General features: G+C 45.4%; 15 protein-coding genes and 1 riboswitch. Of the genes, 5 read left to right on the forward strand and 10 right to left on the reverse strand.

From position 1 onward, the window contains the following. Positions 1 to 19 precede the first annotated feature (19 nt). A complete protein-coding gene (miaB, locus tag Q7A_RS00365) occupies positions 20 to 1,360 on the reverse strand; it encodes a tRNA (N6-isopentenyl adenosine(37)-C2)-methylthiotransferase MiaB (protein WP_041354751.1) in 1,341 nt (446 codons plus the stop codon). Between the two features lie 588 nt (positions 1,361 to 1,948). Here miaB and Q7A_RS00370 point away from each other — a divergent pair. Beyond that, complete coding sequence (locus Q7A_RS00370; RefSeq protein WP_014705318.1) at positions 1,949 to 2,383, forward strand: GlcG/HbpS family heme-binding protein; 435 nt, start codon at positions 1,949 to 1,951, stop codon at positions 2,381 to 2,383. A gap of 133 nt (positions 2,384 to 2,516) precedes the next feature. On the opposite strand, the gene Q7A_RS00375 is transcribed toward Q7A_RS00370, so the two are convergent. Next, a complete protein-coding gene (locus Q7A_RS00375; RefSeq protein WP_014705319.1) occupies positions 2,517 to 3,275 on the reverse strand; it encodes a thrombospondin in 759 nt (252 codons plus the stop codon). A 17-nt stretch (positions 3,276 to 3,292) separates the two neighbouring features. Beyond that, a riboswitch (cyclic di-GMP riboswitch) is annotated at positions 3,293 to 3,372 on the reverse strand. A 214-nt stretch (positions 3,373 to 3,586) separates the two neighbouring features. Here Q7A_RS00375 and ycaO point away from each other — a divergent pair. Beyond that, entirely contained in the window at positions 3,587 to 5,329 is a 1,743-nt protein-coding gene (gene ycaO, locus Q7A_RS00380; protein WP_014705320.1) for a 30S ribosomal protein S12 methylthiotransferase accessory factor YcaO, read from the forward strand. A gap of 83 nt (positions 5,330 to 5,412) precedes the next feature. Here ycaO and Q7A_RS00385 read toward each other — a convergent pair whose 3' ends face one another. From Q7A_RS00385 to Q7A_RS00410, 6 genes are all read right to left on the reverse strand, one after another. Further along, positions 5,413 to 6,987 carry a cation:proton antiporter family protein gene (locus Q7A_RS00385; RefSeq protein ID WP_014705321.1) on the reverse strand — a complete coding sequence of 525 codons (1,575 nt, stop codon included), beginning with the start codon at positions 6,985 to 6,987 and terminating at the stop codon, positions 5,413 to 5,415. Positions 6,988 to 7,142: 155 nt separating this feature from the next. Then, positions 7,143 to 7,439 carry a DUF1840 domain-containing protein gene (locus Q7A_RS00390; protein WP_014705322.1) on the reverse strand — a complete coding sequence of 99 codons (297 nt, stop codon included), beginning with the start codon at positions 7,437 to 7,439 and terminating at the stop codon, positions 7,143 to 7,145. 247 nt (positions 7,440 to 7,686) lie between these two features. Next, positions 7,687 to 8,007 carry a hypothetical protein gene (locus tag Q7A_RS00395; protein ID WP_014705324.1) on the reverse strand — a complete coding sequence of 107 codons (321 nt, stop codon included), beginning with the start codon at positions 8,005 to 8,007 and terminating at the stop codon, positions 7,687 to 7,689. A 116-nt stretch (positions 8,008 to 8,123) separates the two neighbouring features. Next, on the reverse strand, positions 8,124 to 8,399 hold the full coding sequence (locus Q7A_RS00400) for a DUF1971 domain-containing protein (RefSeq protein ID WP_202971542.1): 276 nt from the start codon (positions 8,397 to 8,399) through the stop codon (positions 8,124 to 8,126). A 132-nt stretch (positions 8,400 to 8,531) separates the two neighbouring features. Next, on the reverse strand, positions 8,532 to 9,143 hold the full coding sequence (locus Q7A_RS00405; protein WP_014705326.1) for a uracil-DNA glycosylase family protein: 612 nt from the start codon (positions 9,141 to 9,143) through the stop codon (positions 8,532 to 8,534). 40 nt (positions 9,144 to 9,183) lie between these two features. Further along, positions 9,184 to 9,438 carry a DUF1488 family protein gene (locus Q7A_RS00410; RefSeq protein ID WP_014705327.1) on the reverse strand — a complete coding sequence of 85 codons (255 nt, stop codon included), beginning with the start codon at positions 9,436 to 9,438 and terminating at the stop codon, positions 9,184 to 9,186. 186 nt (positions 9,439 to 9,624) lie between these two features. Here Q7A_RS00410 and Q7A_RS00415 point away from each other — a divergent pair, with 186 nt between their 5' ends. Continuing rightward, positions 9,625 to 10,911, forward strand: a complete 1,287-nt coding sequence (locus tag Q7A_RS00415; protein ID WP_014705328.1) for an MgtC/SapB family protein — start codon at positions 9,625 to 9,627, stop codon at positions 10,909 to 10,911. 239 nt (positions 10,912 to 11,150) lie between these two features. On the opposite strand, the gene Q7A_RS00420 is transcribed toward Q7A_RS00415, so the two are convergent. Next, positions 11,151 to 12,614 carry a phospholipase D family protein gene (locus Q7A_RS00420; protein ID WP_014705329.1) on the reverse strand — a complete coding sequence of 488 codons (1,464 nt, stop codon included), beginning with the start codon at positions 12,612 to 12,614 and terminating at the stop codon, positions 11,151 to 11,153. 311 nt (positions 12,615 to 12,925) lie between these two features. On the opposite strand from Q7A_RS00420, the gene Q7A_RS00425 reads away from it, so the two are divergent. Then, complete coding sequence (locus tag Q7A_RS00425) at positions 12,926 to 14,764, forward strand: fibronectin type III domain-containing protein (protein WP_014705330.1); 1,839 nt, start codon at positions 12,926 to 12,928, stop codon at positions 14,762 to 14,764. A gap of 197 nt (positions 14,765 to 14,961) precedes the next feature. Next, positions 14,962 to 16,035 carry a phosphate ABC transporter substrate-binding protein PstS gene (gene pstS / locus Q7A_RS00430; protein ID WP_238595926.1) on the forward strand — a complete coding sequence of 358 codons (1,074 nt, stop codon included), beginning with the start codon at positions 14,962 to 14,964 and terminating at the stop codon, positions 16,033 to 16,035. A 61-nt stretch (positions 16,036 to 16,096) separates the two neighbouring features. Here pstS and Q7A_RS00435 read toward each other — a convergent pair whose 3' ends face one another. Next, positions 16,097 to 17,104 carry a YihY/virulence factor BrkB family protein gene (locus Q7A_RS00435; protein WP_014705332.1) on the reverse strand — a complete coding sequence of 336 codons (1,008 nt, stop codon included), beginning with the start codon at positions 17,102 to 17,104 and terminating at the stop codon, positions 16,097 to 16,099. Positions 17,105 to 17,155 lie beyond the last annotated feature (51 nt).

Raw genomic sequence — 17,155 nt, forward strand, 5'->3', positions numbered from 1 at the left:
ATTAGATTCCAAAAAGGCGTTAGAGGATAACGCTATCAGCAAGAAGTTCTCCTCGCAAGGAGTTGGTATGTGCCTCTGTGACGCGCACATCGACAAACTTGCCCACCAGCGCCATATCACCGGGAAAATTCACCACCCGGTTATTTTCGGTTCTGCCGGCTATTTCACCTGCATCGCGATGTGCAGCACGCTCTACCAAAACACGCTGCACCGTACCAAGCATCGATTCACTGACAGCATTTTCTAGCTCACGCAAACGATCCTGCATGATTTGCAGACGCTGTTTCTTCTCTTCATCAGAAACTGAATCATTAAACATAGCTGCTGGTGTGCCAGGTCGCGCGCTATATATAAAGCTAAAAGAGTGATCAAAACCTATCTGATTAATCAACGCCATCGTCGCGTTGAAATCTTCTTCGGTTTCATTCGGAAATCCGACAATAAAATCGCTCGACATACTCAGATTGGGACGGATTTTTTTCACCCGTTCAATTTTTTCAATATATTGCGCGACAGTATGACCGCGTTTCATCATCGTCAGAATTCGATCTGAGCCGGACTGCACCGGTAAATGCAGGTGGTTGACCAATTCCGGGATTTCGGCAAACGCTTCGATCAATGAATCGGAAAATTCCACCGGATGCGAGGTAGTAAAGCGAATTCGCTCAATACCTTCAATTGCCGCGACATAGTGAATCAATAACGCCAGATCAGCGGTTTCGTCATCTTCAATAATGCCGCGATAGGCGTTAACGTTTTGTCCTAACAGATTGACTTCACGCACGCCCTGGGTGGCCAGTTGTCGAATCTCACGCAACACTGCACCCACTGGACGGCTGACTTCTTCACCACGGGTATACGGTACAACGCAGAATGTGCAGTACTTGCTGCAACCCTCCATGATGGAAACAAATGCTGTTGGACCATCCGCTTTAGGCGCTGGCAAATTATCGAATTTTTCGATTTCTGGAAACGAGATATCAATTTCCGGTTTATGATTTTTTCTGACGTCATCCAACATGGTTGGCAAACGATGCAAAGTTTGAGGTCCAAAGATCAGGTCTACATAAGGCGCACGTTTACGGATCGCCTCACCTTCCTGACTGGCCACACAACCGCCAACGCCAATCACCAGATGCGGTTTTTTATCTTTCCAGCGCTTCCAGCGCCCCAGTTGATGAAAAACTTTTTCCTGGGCTTTTTCACGGATCGAACAGGTATTGAGCAACAACACATCGGCTTCTTCAGCGATATCGGTTGTTTCCAATTGATGTGACGCAGCAAGTACCTCGGCCATCTTGTTCGAATCGTACTCGTTCATCTGGCAGCCAAAGGTTCTGATAAAAAGTTTTCCAGCCATAAAATCAGTCAGTGATAAAGGGCGCACAGCATACGCTTTTTACGCCACAGAGTACAGACAAGTGATTGTTTTTGTTCACGCAAAAAATAGCTGGCTTGCATCAAACATCTGCAAAATAAAGCCAATAGTAAACAATTTCCTTCTTGCGTTTCCCTTTTGTCACACTTCGGCAAAGTCTAGCGAAATCCGATAGCCGCAGATTTCAGATAAAATTGCTGGTGGTAGACGCTCAGTAGTTTTCTAATTTCAACATACATTGTCATCTCATATCTGGCGACATTCATGCTGAACAAACTGACGCCCTTCACAGTCTCTGCCGGACATTACAAATACTCCTATCAACATAATTCAGTATTAAAACAGGGGATTGTTTGATAAGTTTTTCTTCCCTTCAAACGTCATGGTTTCATTTGACTTATGTTAATGCTTTTGTTTCTGTGTAGCTTTAACGTTGTAAAGTGCCATATCCGTATACTCACTTTGCTGTATGTCATAATCCCTGTCTGGATCCTGTTTCTTTTGTGAAAAACTGCTGTTGAAAAAAATTTTCAACCGCTCCCTATCCAACAATTCAATAAGGAGATAACCATGCACGTTACTTCAGAATCGGCAAAAAAAGCGATTGATGGTGCACTCAAAAAAGCTGAATCAACAGGCACTCGTATGTGCATTGCCGTAGTTGATTCTGGTGGCGCGCTTAAAGCATTCTATCGTATGGATGATGCCTGGGTCGGCAGTATTGATATTGCCATCAAAAAAGCGCGTACCGCTGTATATTTTGGTATGCCCAGTGGTGAGATCGGCCAATTATCCCAACCGGGTCAGCCTTTATATGGCATCGAGCACTCGAATGATGGCATGATTACTTTTCCGGGGGGCGTACCAATTGTGGATGACGAAGGCTTTATGTCTGGGGCAATTGGAGTCAGCGGAAGCTCGGTTGAGAATGATGATCTGGTTGCTCGTGCAGGCGTTGAAACCATAGGTGTTTGTGACTTACCGGAACATCCGTGGAGGACATAGAACTTTTTGACGAGGAGTCACATCATTTCACTGATAGTGTAGTGACAGCCTGTAACTGATCGTTCTCTGATCTTCACACGTAATAAATAGGGAGTCATGCTTTAATACATGACTCCCTTTATTACGCTACGTTTTAAGCTTTTGTCTGACGACGTCGCAACCCTAAAAAGCCCATCAAAGCAGGTGCAAACATCCATACAGCTGCAGGCAGAGGAACTTCGCTTGGCGGCTCAACCAGCTTCTGGGTAAAACCGGCATATTGGACCTGAGCTTGAGAATAGTTATAAAAACCGAACTGTCCGGATGTAAAGCTGGTATCCAATACTACTGTATCCCAAAGCGTCAGCTCTCCTTGTTTCACTTCCACACTGAATTGCCCTGGCGTAGTAAAAAAATCGAGATGAAAAGAGTAGCTTGTATTATCTTTCCAACCTTTATCAGTTCCCAAATTACTATCCAGTAGAGTGAAAGCCGAACTGTTGGCCGGCCAGAACTCTATGTTTGGAATAGCCGTATCAGAATCCACTTTGAGAATACGAAAACCGGCTTGTGCAACTCCGCCACCACCGCTCTGTGCACGTTGTTTCCAATCCAGAAGATAATACTGAGAAGGATTCTGGTAACCAAAAACAAAGCCGATAAAGTCATCATCGCCAGTGGTATTGACTCGCCAGGTTCCATCTAACGTATAAGAAGTTTGATTGAGACCATTTAAAAATACTGTCGGCTGACCATTTATAGTTTGAAGCACACTGTTATTATCGCCAGCAACATTCCAGTTGCCATTGCTATCCGGCGTACTCCAGGTTGATAGATCGACAGGTACAGTTTCCGCAACTGCCGATGTTGCCGTGAAAGCAAACGCGCAGGCTATTAAAGAGATTGTTTTCATCCTAGACACTCCTAAATTTGTGCAACCCAGCCGTCTATCATCCAATAGACCCGTAGCTTTCCGTCCTTAACTCACATTAAGTTTGGCAAATATTTAGACACAAATCGTTTAGGCTTAGCTATTAAGCCCATGTAAATTATTAACCAAGGTTAAACCGGTTGACAACAAAAAATTTCAAGATAATTCAGACAGATGAGATTTATGGCAAAAACATCTTTCTGCCACAACCGAATAAACCTCGCAATATTCATTTTGTCTGTTAGGCTTTCCTTCACGTTTATTTTCCAGACCTGTTCCCAGGAGCAAATACAATGTCAGAACAAACTTTTATCAAGGGCAAGGACCGTGATCTGGAAACCAGTATCGCCACCATGCAGGCCAAATTAAAATCATTTGGTTTTGATATCGAAGAGGCCTCTTGGCTTAACCCGGTCAGCAATGTTTATTCAGTCCATATCCGCGATAAAACCTGTCCTTTAATGTTTACCAATGGCAAAGGCAGCAGCGAAAAAGCCTGTCTTGCCAGTGCGTTGGGGGAATATTTCGAACGGCTCAGCGGCAATTATTTCTTTGCCGACTTCTATCTGGGCGAACATCACAGCAATAGTGAATTTGTGCATTATCCCAACGAACGCTGGTTTGATATGGATGGCGATGAAATGCCTGAGGGCTTGATGGATGAAAGCCTGTGGAAATATTTTGATCCGGAAAATGAACTGACGCCGGATATGCTGTTTGATACCAATTCTGGCGATGGCGAACGTGGTATCTGTGCTGTACCTTATCAGCGCCTTGGAGATGGTGAAGTTCGTTATATTCCAGTCAACCTTATCGGCAATATTTACGTCAGCAATGGCATGTCGGCCGGTAATACCCAGAACGAAGCCCGGGTTCAGGGCTTATCTGAAGTTTTTGAACGCTATGTGAAAAACAAAATCATTGCTGAAGGTATCTGTCTGCCCGAAGTACCAGATGAAGTATTAAACCGTTACCCAAAAATCCAGCAGGCCTTGCAGGAACTGCGTGATCATGGCTATCATTTAAAAGTGGCCGATGCCTCTCTGGGCGGTCAATTTCCGGTGATGTCCGTCACACTGATTAATCCAAAAGATGGTTCTGTATTTGCCTCATTTGGTGCACATCCGAGTTTTGAAGTGTCATTGGAACGTACTGTTACTGAATTACTGCAAGGACGTGGGTTGGATCAGCTGGATGTTTTCCACCCACCCACATTTGATCTTGATGAAGTGGCTTCATCCGCCAATCTGGAAATGCACTTTATTGATTCCAGTGGTTATCTTTCTTATGACTTTTTCCGGGAAACACCGGATTTTGATTTCTTTGACTGGGATTATGATGACGCCACAGCTGATGAATTCAAATTCCTGACAGACAAAATCCATGAGCTTGGTTTTGATATTTACATTGCCGATTACAATCACCTTGATGTCTACGCCTGCCGTATTCTGGTGCCGGGCATGTCGGATATTTATCCGATCGATGAACTGGTGTGGGAAAACAATAATGAAGGCGCATTATTCCGCGAGGATTTCCTGACCCTTAAGGATGGTGACCCGGAACAATGGCAGGATATTCTGGATCGCCTGGATGAAGGCGGTTATAACGATCAAACACCCGTCGCACCGTTTATTGGGCTGGCTGCAGATCCCGGTACGCTATGGTCAGAGCTTCGTCTTGGCGAACTCAAAGCCATGCTCTATCTGGCCTTGGAAGATGAAGAAGCGATTGACTGGATTGATTGGTGTCTGGCTTTGGATCAGGCCAGCGAAGAAAACATTTTGTTTTACCGTTGCCTGAAGGCACTGCTGGAAATCAAATGGGATGATGAACGCGATTACGCTGAATACAGCAAAGGCCTGGCTTTAATGTACGGTCAGCAAAATGTCGATGACGGCATTCAGATCGTCGAAGGCGAAAAACTGTTCCACAACCTGCATTGCCCCGGCCTCAGTCTGGACGGGTTTGAACGGCATAATGCATTACTGGCAGGCTATGAGAAACTTCAGCAAGCCAAGCGTTATAACTGGAAATAAATACAGCTGAGAGTCATGACAGGACTGCTTTTATAGCCTGTTACCCCAGCTGAAAATAGCAAATGGGTTAATTGGACAGCGAGTTAATCTCTAATCTCAATCCTCTGCATTGCCTGATCTGCCAGCGACAATCCCGCTCCTTCATAAACTTCAAAAACTTCATCGGCTCCCAACTCCTTCAGCCGCTCAACTTCATCAGGATATTCCACAATGGCCGTCACATGACCTTTAAAGTCACGGCCCCTTAATTGCTTAAGGGCATACACATTTCCGGCATGATGCGGCATAGCCAACACCACTAACTGTATCTGCTCACTCATTAGCAGTTTATCCCAAAAATCGGAGTCAACAGCATCACCTTCAACAATCTTGAAACCATCCGTTAAACGACTGATTTTATTTTCATCATTATCAACACCGAGCACTTTTAAGCCATATTTTTGTTCCAACCGTTGGTAGGCCCCTCGACCGATTTTACCCATTCCCAAAATAACTACCTGGGTTGAGTTCAGCTCAATCGGTTTATCATGCGAATGCAGCTGGTCTGTTGGTACTTCTGTTAGTCGGCTTTTACTTAACTGATATACACGTTCGTTGTAGTTGTTCAAAATTGCTGAAACAACAAAGCTCATGGCCACTGATAATGAAAGTATTACCATCCAATCATTGCTAAGCCAACCCTCAGAAAGCGCTAATGCTGCCACAATCAGCCCAAATTCAGAGTAATTCGTCAGTGTCAGCGAAGTTAACACCGAGGTACGAATACGTAACCTGAAGCGTGGAAACATCATCACAAATAATAAGGTTTTCAAGGGTAACAGTACTAACAGAAGCAACGCTAACCCAAAATGCTCCCATCCAGGTAATGCTGTCAGACCAATCGACAGGAAAAAGCCGACCAGAAACAACTCTTTAATGTTGAATAACGAACGGGCCAGATTGGCCGAAGTTTTATGCGGCGCAAGCAAAACCCCCATGATCAGTGCACCGAGATCGCCTTTTAAACCCACCAGTTCAAACAGTTTGTAACCGAGCACTAATGCCAGCACAAAGCCAAACAATACCTGCATCTCACCATGCCCAAGACGATCCAGTAATCGTCGTAAAACCGGTGCTGCCGGAATCAGTAAAAAAAGAGCTAATGCCCAAACTGATGGTAGCGTACCGGTGGTTGCAGAGAGAAAAATCACTGCAAAAATATCCTGCATGATCAGAATGCCAATCGCTACACGGCCATAAAAAGACTGGGTTTCACTGCGTTCTTCGAGAACTTTAACGGCAAACACCGTACTGGAAAAAGACAAGGCAAAAGCCAGAATCACAATGGCTGTCCAGTCGGTAGATTGCATCAGAAAAATACCGCCGAACTTAAGCAGCCCCAGGATCCCGACAAATAACAGGCTGGATAAGGTGATATGTAAACTGGCCACTCCCCATACTTCAGACTGCAGCAGGGTGCGGATATTGAGTTTAAGCCCAATGGTAAACAGTAATAAGGTTACGCCAAGATTAGCGATAGCTGTAAGCGTTGGCGTTAATTCATAGCCTGAATAGTTGAGTAAAAAACCAGCTGCAAGAAAGCCTGCCAGTGGTGGCAGGCGTAAAATCATCGCCAGCAATCCACCTGCAAAAGCATAAATAAAATAAGCCGGTTCCACGATATGACTCCTCCTCAGTCTAATGGCTGATTGAAAGTCAATCATACCGCACAAAACTAACTTCACCCCATTGTCGTCGAGGGATTGTTATTTACACCTTTATCTAAGCCTGATCGATAGGTTCGGGCCACATTTTGGAAAAGTTGAGAATAACTTCATTTGCCATCCCACATGACATCTGCATTGGCATCAATTGCTGCGTTTAACAGATTAATTAACGGTAAAGCTCTTTGTGACAAACCTGGTTTGAATTCACCATCTTTGGGATCCTGCTCAGCAGCTTTACTGGAATCAACCGCTTTTTGCAGCTTCGCTAAAGCCGATGGCAAGTCCTGTGGCTGAAATGCCCCCGGAATGGTGCCGCTATGCCCCATAATCTTCAACATATCTTTGGCCACATCGCCGAACATGGTGATATCGGCATAAGCTTTGGTGCTAAACGTGACAATCATTGAAGCTCTCCATTAAATGGTTTATTGATCTGCAACAGCCCGGCCAGCGCAAACGGTTGTTGATTTCATAACCACCACTGCTGGTGGCTCATCTTGTTTGACAAAGCAGATAATGACGCAATGTCGCTGGGTGGGGAATACCCCCAACCCTATGGGTTGAGGCCAAAAAGAACAGTCTCAGGTTTTATCGTTATTTGAGTTCACCATAAAACAAGCGTCAACGGGAAATTAATTGAAGATTAAAGGGTTATCTTGGCTCAACCGTTGTTTCGTATTCTGGACTTACTAACCGTGGGTCACCTTCATTCAGACACAGGAAAGTTACATCATAAAAATATTTCACCTGTTGTCGCTTCAGGGTTTTAGTGACCAGTAGCTCTTTTCCCTGATTGGCACAGTACTCGCCAGCTTGTTCGAGAACTGAAGCTTTTGCCGTGGAGGCATTCAGATGGTCAGCTGAAACCGTATAGGTATCAGGGCCAACTTTTTTAACACCGGAAGTTTTCACCGCACAGCCGGTGAGGACTAATGCCGCTGACAGACTTACCACTAATGCCAGTAGTTTCATTTTGATGTCTCCAATTAATAAACCTGAAATATGCTGGATAGCCTATTACTAATCAGTTATATGCTGCCAGCGATCTTGTCGACAATCATTTTGGTTAAAACACTTTATGACTCTATTTATTGATAAAATTCAACATAAAAATCGACCGGCCCCATAGGTTTTACTTGGTGTAACACGGTAGGCTCAACTACACCATATTTATTTGAATCCAATAAGATTTCTTCAAATGGGTCCTGAATGGTATAAAGCAACTTGCCACTTAAAACCACAATCTTTCCCCATACACCCTCCTTAGTTTGGTGATTGTTCAGTAAGCCGGTGGGGACAGAGCTCTCATCAAATTCCGGCGTACGTTTATAAGCAACAACATTGTCTGGTAGCGATTTCATCATCTTTACCTCTTTATAGAACCGGATCATGCAGACAACATATCTGCAAAGTCATTTAATCAATAGCGATTCTCACTATATAACATTCAATTATGTCGTTTTACATATTCCCCCCGTACAAGCGTAGATGAATATTCAATGCGATTCAGATAAAACTTCAGCCACCCGTTGGCGTAGATCCGGTAATAATGTTTGTTCAAACCAGGGATTGTTTTTCAACCAGCGATTATTGCGCGGACTGGGGTGTGGCAAAGGCACGACGTGGGGCCAGAGTTCATGCCAAGCTAAGACTTTTTCGGTGAGTGAGGCTTTATTATCAGCAAAATGATAGGCCTGCGCATATTGGCCAATCACCAATGTCAATTGAATATTTTCCAACTTGGACAGCAGAGCCTCACGCCACGTCGGAGCACATTCCGGTCGCGGCGGTAAATCACCTGACTTGCCGGTTCCCGGATAGCAAAATCCCATTGGCAGAATAGCGACCTGCTGTTCGTCGTAGAACACATCGCGAGACATGCCAAGCCAGGATCGCAATCTATCGCCGCTGGCATCATCAAACGGAATACCGGTTTCATGTACTTTTCGGCCCGGGGCCTGCCCGGCAATCAAAACCTTTGCAGCAGGATGAAATTGCAAAACGGGTCGTGGCTCAACCGGTAACTTATCAGCACAAAGTCGACAACCACGAACCTCTTTTAGCAATGTAAACACATCATCATCTTGGCAATAGGCAGATCGTTTCAAAACAAATAATCCCAAAGCCAGTGATAGTTAAAAAGAATGATTACATTTCACCGCGATTAATATGTAACTCGCCATCCACCACTTTGTGGTTAAGGATCAATCCTTCCGCAATCTCTTCAAATTTATATTGATGATCCAGAAACACAGATTCAGCATCCATCTCATCATCCGGGTCAGCCAACTCATCAAGGGCCGTTGTAGAAACAATACATGCTACCGTCTGGTTATTGACGATGGCATAAAACGTCACATCTTGATCATTAACCAAATATTCACCGGTAAAGTCGACATCCATAACATCTCCTTTTGGTTTATCAGGTTTTCATCTATTAATTGGAACATAGAGAAAAGAAGATTTAAAGTGACAAGCCTCTTAGGGCTTGTTGATCTTTAATTGTTGTTCATTGTTATTACAATGATTCCTAAAGCGTACCAGCTGATGCTTATAATATTTGTCAGTCATTAATCAGGAATTATCCTAATGTACCAACTGAGTGACTTTCTCGGCCCAGTCAGCCAGGACCTTTTTGCTCTCGGTATCGCTCTAGCTCTGGGAGCCTTAATCGGATTGCAACGTGGTTGGCTCGCCCGGGATAAAGCAGCAGGACAACGCGTCGCAGGAATTCGCACACACGCACTCCTTGGTTTGCTGGGTGGCCTGTCCGTTCAACTCGGCCGCGAATTGGGTAACTGGGTACCTGCAATATTGTTGGTTATGGTTGCATTAGCCGGACTTGCCGGATTTTTGATGCAAAACCGTCAGCAGCAAGATTTCAGTATTACCAGTTGGGTGGGTCAGGTACTGACATTTTGCTTTGGTGCGCTGGTGGTTGCCGGACAACCTGTGATCGCGGCGGCGGCGGCAGTTGTTACCGCAATGATCCTGGATAATAAAGAAACCATTCATCGTTTTCTGAAAGCATTGGAAGCCAATGAACTGGATGCAGGTTTGAGACTTCTGCTGATTTCAGTGGTGATGCTGCCCTTAATACCAAACGAAGGGTTTGGACCTGGCGATGTGCTCAATCCCAGGGAAATCTGGTGGCTGGTTGTGCTTATCGCTGCAATTGGTTTCATCGGTTATTTTGCTATGCGTTTTGGCGGATCGGCACGCGGTATCATGTTTACCAGCCTGTTTGCAGGACTCAGCTCCTCCACCGCGCTCACACTACATTTTTCACGTCTTTCAAGACAGTCAGACTCACGTCAGCTAAGTCCTCTCCTGGCCGCAGGAATTCTCATCGCATGCGGCACAATGTTCCCACGCATTTTGCTTTATGCAGCACTTATTTATCCACCGTTGCTGACAGAATTACTGATACCTGTCATCGCTATGGGGGGACTGCTTTATGGCTCAGCTGCATGGATATGGTGGCAACATTCCGGTTCAGGCAACGTGAGTCAACCTCAAGAACAGAACCCCCTGGAACTCCGCGCAGCGCTACTTTTTGGTTTGTTACTGGTAGTCATTTTATTGCTCGGCGAATGGATGAAAAATGTGATGGGTGATGCAGGAGTCTTTCTGCTGGCCGCTATTTCCGGACTGACAGATGTGGATGCTATTACCTTATCCTTGACTCGCATGGCACGGGAGGATTTAACGGCGGCTACCGCAGTGTTAGCAATTATTATCGCCGCTATGGTCAACAATCTTTTCAAAGCCAGTCTGGCGCTTGGCATCGGCCCTTTTGCATTAGGTATCCGCGTATTAATACCAATGTTACTATCATTATCTGCCGGTCTAGCGGTGGTCTTTTTAAGGATGTAAATTTGCTTATGTTTTCAACTTACACCTGATCAAAACCCTTCTGGAATCATTTTTTGGCAATACGCTTTACCAATACTCGATAGAAAAATTGAGCTGCACTCCATCCGAGCGCCCTCGGTGTGCTGCAGTTTAAGGCATAGGAGAAGCCGTAGTCTGCTTCCCCAACTTTGATTGGTGTTAGCAAATGCAAGCCCCTTTTAAAAAAGCCGAGACAGTTAGTTTGTTCCAATAAAGGGGACTCAAAAAGTACTTAATCCAGTAGCCTCCATAATGCGATACAGCATTCGTGACCAAAGTCTCTCGTCGGCATAGTTGATGTAATCTACGGTGTAGATACGATCATTCTGGTTATTCCAACGCTCTTCAAACCACTGTTGCCCTCGTTGCAAAGGTTCAGCCCCAGCAGATCCACGCAGAATCACACTGGTTTCCAGGTTGAGGTTATGCAGGTTGCGGCGGGTTAAATTGGTGGAACCAAGCAACATGGTACTTCGCTCCTCTGCTCCGCGATGCATCAGCCATTTTGCGTGACATTGCTCGCCATGCGTATTGCACCAACGCACAGCAATGCCCGCTTCTACTAGTTCATGGGCCACGGGTCGATTCGGTACACCATTTTTCTTCCGACCAAATGCATCTTTATTGGGATCCAGCAGAACCCGTATGCTCACGCCGCGCTCTGCCGCTCGTTTCAATGCGTTTACTATGTCGCGGTCAGACAGATAAAACATCGCCATATCCAACTTATCACCAGGCCCAGCCCCATCAATCATCTCGATTGAGGATCGCTCAACAGAGCGTTCGGTGACCACCTGAACGGTAAGACCGTTACTGCTCGATTCTGATAGCTGTTCTACTTCAGGGATTGGAACGGGGGCATCCGAAAACTCCAGCACCGCTGCTTCGCTTTCAAACAGATCCCAGGCTGCGGCCCCCTTAAACCGCAACGCCACATTACCGTGAGCACTGCTGCCATCATGAGGATTGGCAGAAGTAACCAATGCTGACAGTTGCGTCCCATCATCGGCAATGATCAGTTTGCGATGGTTCGCTTTGAAGTTGAGTATGGCAAGATAGCTACGCAACGAAACCCGCCCTTCCCCAAAAGGATTAGGCAACAGTTTACCCTCACTATTGCCAAAGGGCTGAATAAACAGACGCCACAAGGCAGAATATGCCGGGTTGCTATCGCGTAAGCGGGTCAGATCGGTCAACGTGACAGAAATACCGGCAGCTTCAAGTTGTGAAAAATGTGGCGAAGGGCGTCCACCATAAAGAGTATTCAGCGGATCGGAAAGAACCTGTATATCAAGCGCCGGGTAGCGCTTTTTCTGAGCAATCAGAGCGTCAGTCAGTTCGTCAGATAGAGGGCGATGTATCTCGGCCAGCTGGCCCTGAAAACCATTGAATAAAAACATATCCACCAGCACAAACCGGCGGGCACCGGCAATCATCTCAAAAACGGCACCGAATATTTGTTGATCGGTATAGCGTTCGCCATTCGCACTGATAAACGTTCTGTCAGCCAAAAACTGCACATCGATGGCAGAGCGTTCCGGCCCAGAAAAATCCACTCCCGGTGGCAGCGGTTTGTAGACGTGATAAAAGCCCATGCCCACCAGCATAATAACCAACACACTCAGTATCCATAACCCCATGTGTCGGCTGCGATGTGCTGGCCTGTCAGCAATAAACAATTTCATTTGGCAACGCTCCCTTTAACTTGGTATAGCTATCCATTTCAAATCCATCTGAACTGCATCGCCCATGACGACTTTATTGTCAAAAGATGATACTTGATGACCGTGTGAGCCGGAAACATCTGTCCAAAAAATCTTAGTCCGGCAAACCCCATGATCATCCTTTGGTAACAAGCTTTACCGATACTAGATAGAAAAATTCACTTACACTCTATCTGAGAGCGTGCAGCATTCTGATGACAAAGCTAACGCAATTGTGTTTTATCTTCATAGGTTTTATTTTTTTATCTGGTTTTAATGCGTCAGGAGTAGCAGTGGTCAAAAAAGTACCGGAAAGCATTGAAGAAAATGGTCAGTTTCTGAGTGATCCCTTTCTCCAACTGCCCACACTAGATTCAGTCAATGTGGTCTGGTTTACCAACTTTGCAGGGCAAAGCCATCAATTGCACTATGGTGATGGACTGATTGCTGATGCCACAACCACCAAGATGACAAGGACGTTTGAGGATGCGGATTCATCCCAACCCGGCAGGGATTATCAAACTCTCACCTTGAGAAAGGTTTATCGTCATGAAGCGACAGCAACATCATTAACGGCCGGTGTACGCCTGAATTATCAGGTGAAAAGCATAACCGATGAGGGACAGATTCTTCTCAGTGACAGCTATAGCCTTGCACCGTTGCCAGAGAAAAATACGCCACTGAAAATTCTGCTCACCTCGGATCTCCAATCCAAAACCAACGCGCCTGCCAATTATCAAAAAGTGGTGGAAACCATTGGTCAGCCGGATGCCGTTTTCTTTGCTGGCGACCTGGTCAATATTCCGGATCGTGCTTCGGAATGGTTTGATCAAATCGAAGACGGTGCGCCGCCCTTTTTCCCGACGTTGCAGGGACGCTATCAGAAACTCAAACCCGACTCGGTCTATAACGGTGGTGAAATTTTGCAACATACACCGCTATTTGCCGCCATTGGTAATCATGAAGTGATGGGGCGTTTTCTCCCACAGCAACCAGATCACCGAATGAATAACAGTTTTAATGATCCGCAGCCGCGCTGGTATGCCGAAATCGCCTATGAGCAGATAAAACAGCAAATCAATCCTGACAATGATCCACCGATCAAAGCCCAATGGCTCCTGGACAACTCCCATAACCAGCATACCTATCTGGAAATTTTTTCATTCCCGGAGGATGGCCCGCGCGGCAAAGAATATTACGCCATGGCATTTGGTGACGTGTTTCTGATCTCAATGAATGTCTCGCGGATCTGGCGTTCGTGGAATGTGAGTGGTCAACATCGCAGCAAGTTTGTTGAAGCCTTATCCGAGTTGCAAATTCCAGATGCATGGGGCTTTGGTGAATTTATGTTCGAGCGTTTTGATGCACATTCACAGCAATACCAATGGTTGGAATCTGTGCTGCAATCGGAAGCATTTAAACAAGCCAAATTTAAAGTGGTGCTCGCCCATCAAGGCATATTTGGACTGGGTGATAATGTTGTGCCGGTGCTGGCCAATCCACTCATGCAACTGGTAGAAACAGATGGAAATGATATCGAAAAACTGACCGAGCTGACCTTTCCCATCAGCCCGCAGGATTGGCAAAATACCGTATTACCTATGCTACCCAACATCCGTGAAATTCGTTATCAGTATCCGCTCAGCGACGATATCTGGCGCAGAGATATTGAGCCGTTATTAGTCAAACATGGCGTAGATCTGGTGCAAATCGGTCACTCACATCTCTGGAATCGCACAAAAGTCGGCCGTATGCATTATCTGGAAACCTCCAATGTCGGGAATACGCTAGGAGCTTATTACAACGATCCAACCGGCATTTATCTACAAAACAATCGCAACAGCAAAGCCAACTTCTGGATAGAGTTGAACTCGGAAAACTCGCGTTGGGATCCGGCGACTTACGCTGCCAATGGCGATCCTCATGGACGGCAAATGATCCACCCCAGCTTTTTCAGTCCGATGCATCTGCTGGATAAAGCCTTTCCGAAATTACCCTTTGTCTCAAGCAATCAACTGACCACGTTCTCGATTTTGGATACTGGTACAGCTACGGTGAAAAGTTATGTTTTCGATACCGCTGATCCAGTATCTGAAGTTCAGTTATTTGATGAATTCTCGATCGGCAATTAACCTCGGTAATCACTAAATTCCCACTTACCTCAATACATCTTTCTGACTCATCCCGATAAGCAAATCGTGGGTTTTCTAGCTACTGAAGCGCATCAAGATATATCAGAATTCCAAAATATATGATTTGACATATATATGTAATGATGAATATGTATCTTCCCAGTAAATGCTCAACGTTAACGGAACCAAATAAACTAATGTTCAAGGAAAATACAATGACTCGTTTAATTAATACCATTATCTATTTTGTGGTTACGCTGGTATCACTTAGCCTTACAGCCTGTGACTCCAACAACGATCCCGCTGAAATCTCAGAGATTGATGACAACCGTTCTGCAATAATCATTGCAGGATCGACCTTCGCCTCCCCTTTCTTTGAAAAAGTGTTGCAAACCTATGAGCAGGGCAAAAAGTTTAGCTACCATTCGATAGGCAGTGGTGCAGGTATTGAACAATTTATAACGGGTGATGCGGATATCGGGACAACGGATGCGCCGATTAACGAAAAGGAGGCTGCTCGCTTAAATGAAAATTACGAGGAAATCGTCGTCATCTCAGGAATGATCAGTATTGCTTATAACGTAGAAGGTTTGACTGACACACTCAAACTTCCAAGAGATGTGTATACAGATATCTTTCTTGGTGAAATCACCCGCTGGAATGATCCACGAATTGTTGCAGCAAACTCTGATATTAATTTACCTGACCGTGTTATACAGGTCATTGCACGTTCCGATAGCAGTGGTACAACCTTCGCGTTTACTAATCATATGTCGACGGTTAGCCCGGCTTGGAAAACTACATTTGGCGCAACAAAAAAACTGGACTGGCCCAGAACAACAATGGAAGCAAAAGGTAACGAAGGTGTCTCCCAACGCCTGGCAATTACCAACAATAGCATCGGCTACGTTGAATTTGGCTTCGCTCAGCGCCTGGGCTTAAAAGTTGCAAGTCTGGAAAACAAAAGCGGAAAATTTGTTCTGCCCAATAACGAGACGGGCGACATCGGCCTCGTCGATGAATTGTATTCAGAAGCAGAGCAACTTGTTTCATCAATTGCTGATCCCGAGGGAGAATCTGCTTACCCAATCGTCGCATATACCTGGGCATTAATACGTAAAAAATATGAAACCCCAGGCATCGGCAGTGAAATAAGAGATTTTATAAAATGGACGCTGAATGAAGGACAATCACTAGCAGCACCATTGCATTACCTTCCTTTATCGCCAGAAATTATTGAGGCAGAACAGGAAAAGTTGGAGCAAGAGTAATAATTCAAATCCAGTATAAGATGTTTGTGAGTTTATACTCTGCCACAAATGTCACTGCCGTTTATTGCTGCTTATCTTCTAACGGTTCTGCTCCGGCCGTGTCTGCTACGTATGCACCACGCTCGCCCATTGGCTTGTCTTCCCCGACCGTTGAGTCGACTTCTGTTTGATGTTCCATCTCGGCATTTATCTCGGCTCCCAGCAGCACGACAAAGGCACTGATATAAAACCAAAAGATGAGAACGATCACACTGCCAATAGCACCATAGGTTTCATTGTAATTAGAAAAATTTTGCACATAGACAGTGAAACCGAAAGAAGCCAAAAGCCATAACAAGGTCGCTACGACCGCACCTACACTGACCCAGCGCCACTTCGCATTTTTTCTATTGGGGGCGAATCGGTAAAGACACTCAAGTAAGAGAATGAATATCATCGCCAGAATTGGCCAACGCAATGTTCTCAATAAGGTTTCCAACGTTTCACCCAAGGGGATAAAGCCAAGAACGATGGGCACCAAAATGGCGAGCAACGCTAAAACCACAAAACTGAAGATACCAACCACTGTAAATAAAAGCGATACCAGCAGCAGGTTCCAAAATGGGCGCTTTTCCTGTTCTTTGTAAATAATATTGCAAGCCTTAATGACCGCCATAGCGCCTTTGCGCGCTACCCAAAGCCACACTAACAGCGATACGACCAGGGTTAAGTTAAAGGCAGCTCCACCGGTATCCGTGAGCTCGGTAAGCTGTTCGGTAAATATCTCGAATGCCTGTTCGAGCAACAGTTGCCGAAACGGTTCCACTTGCGAAATGATGTTTTCAGGTGAAGAAAAAAGCGCAAAAAGCGAAACGGCTACATTCAGCGCCGGAAAGATGGACAACATCATAAATAACGCCACGCCGGCTGCGAGCAGCGAAATATCGTGTCGATTCACATTGCTAATGACTCGCCGACCGATATCCCACCATCCTCGCCAATTGATTTCAGGCGGCTTGCTGGCTTGTCGCCCACGTTTATCATCGGACGATGTTTGTGCTGGATGCGGCGTGATATCATCTTTTGGCATAAAGCCCCCTCACGGTGCTGGCGACTGTTAAAACGTATAGTCAGAGTGATA

Origin of the sequence: Methylophaga nitratireducenticrescens, assembly GCF_000260985.4 — a bacterium.
GTDB lineage: Bacteria > Pseudomonadota > Gammaproteobacteria > Nitrosococcales > Methylophagaceae > Methylophaga > Methylophaga nitratireducenticrescens.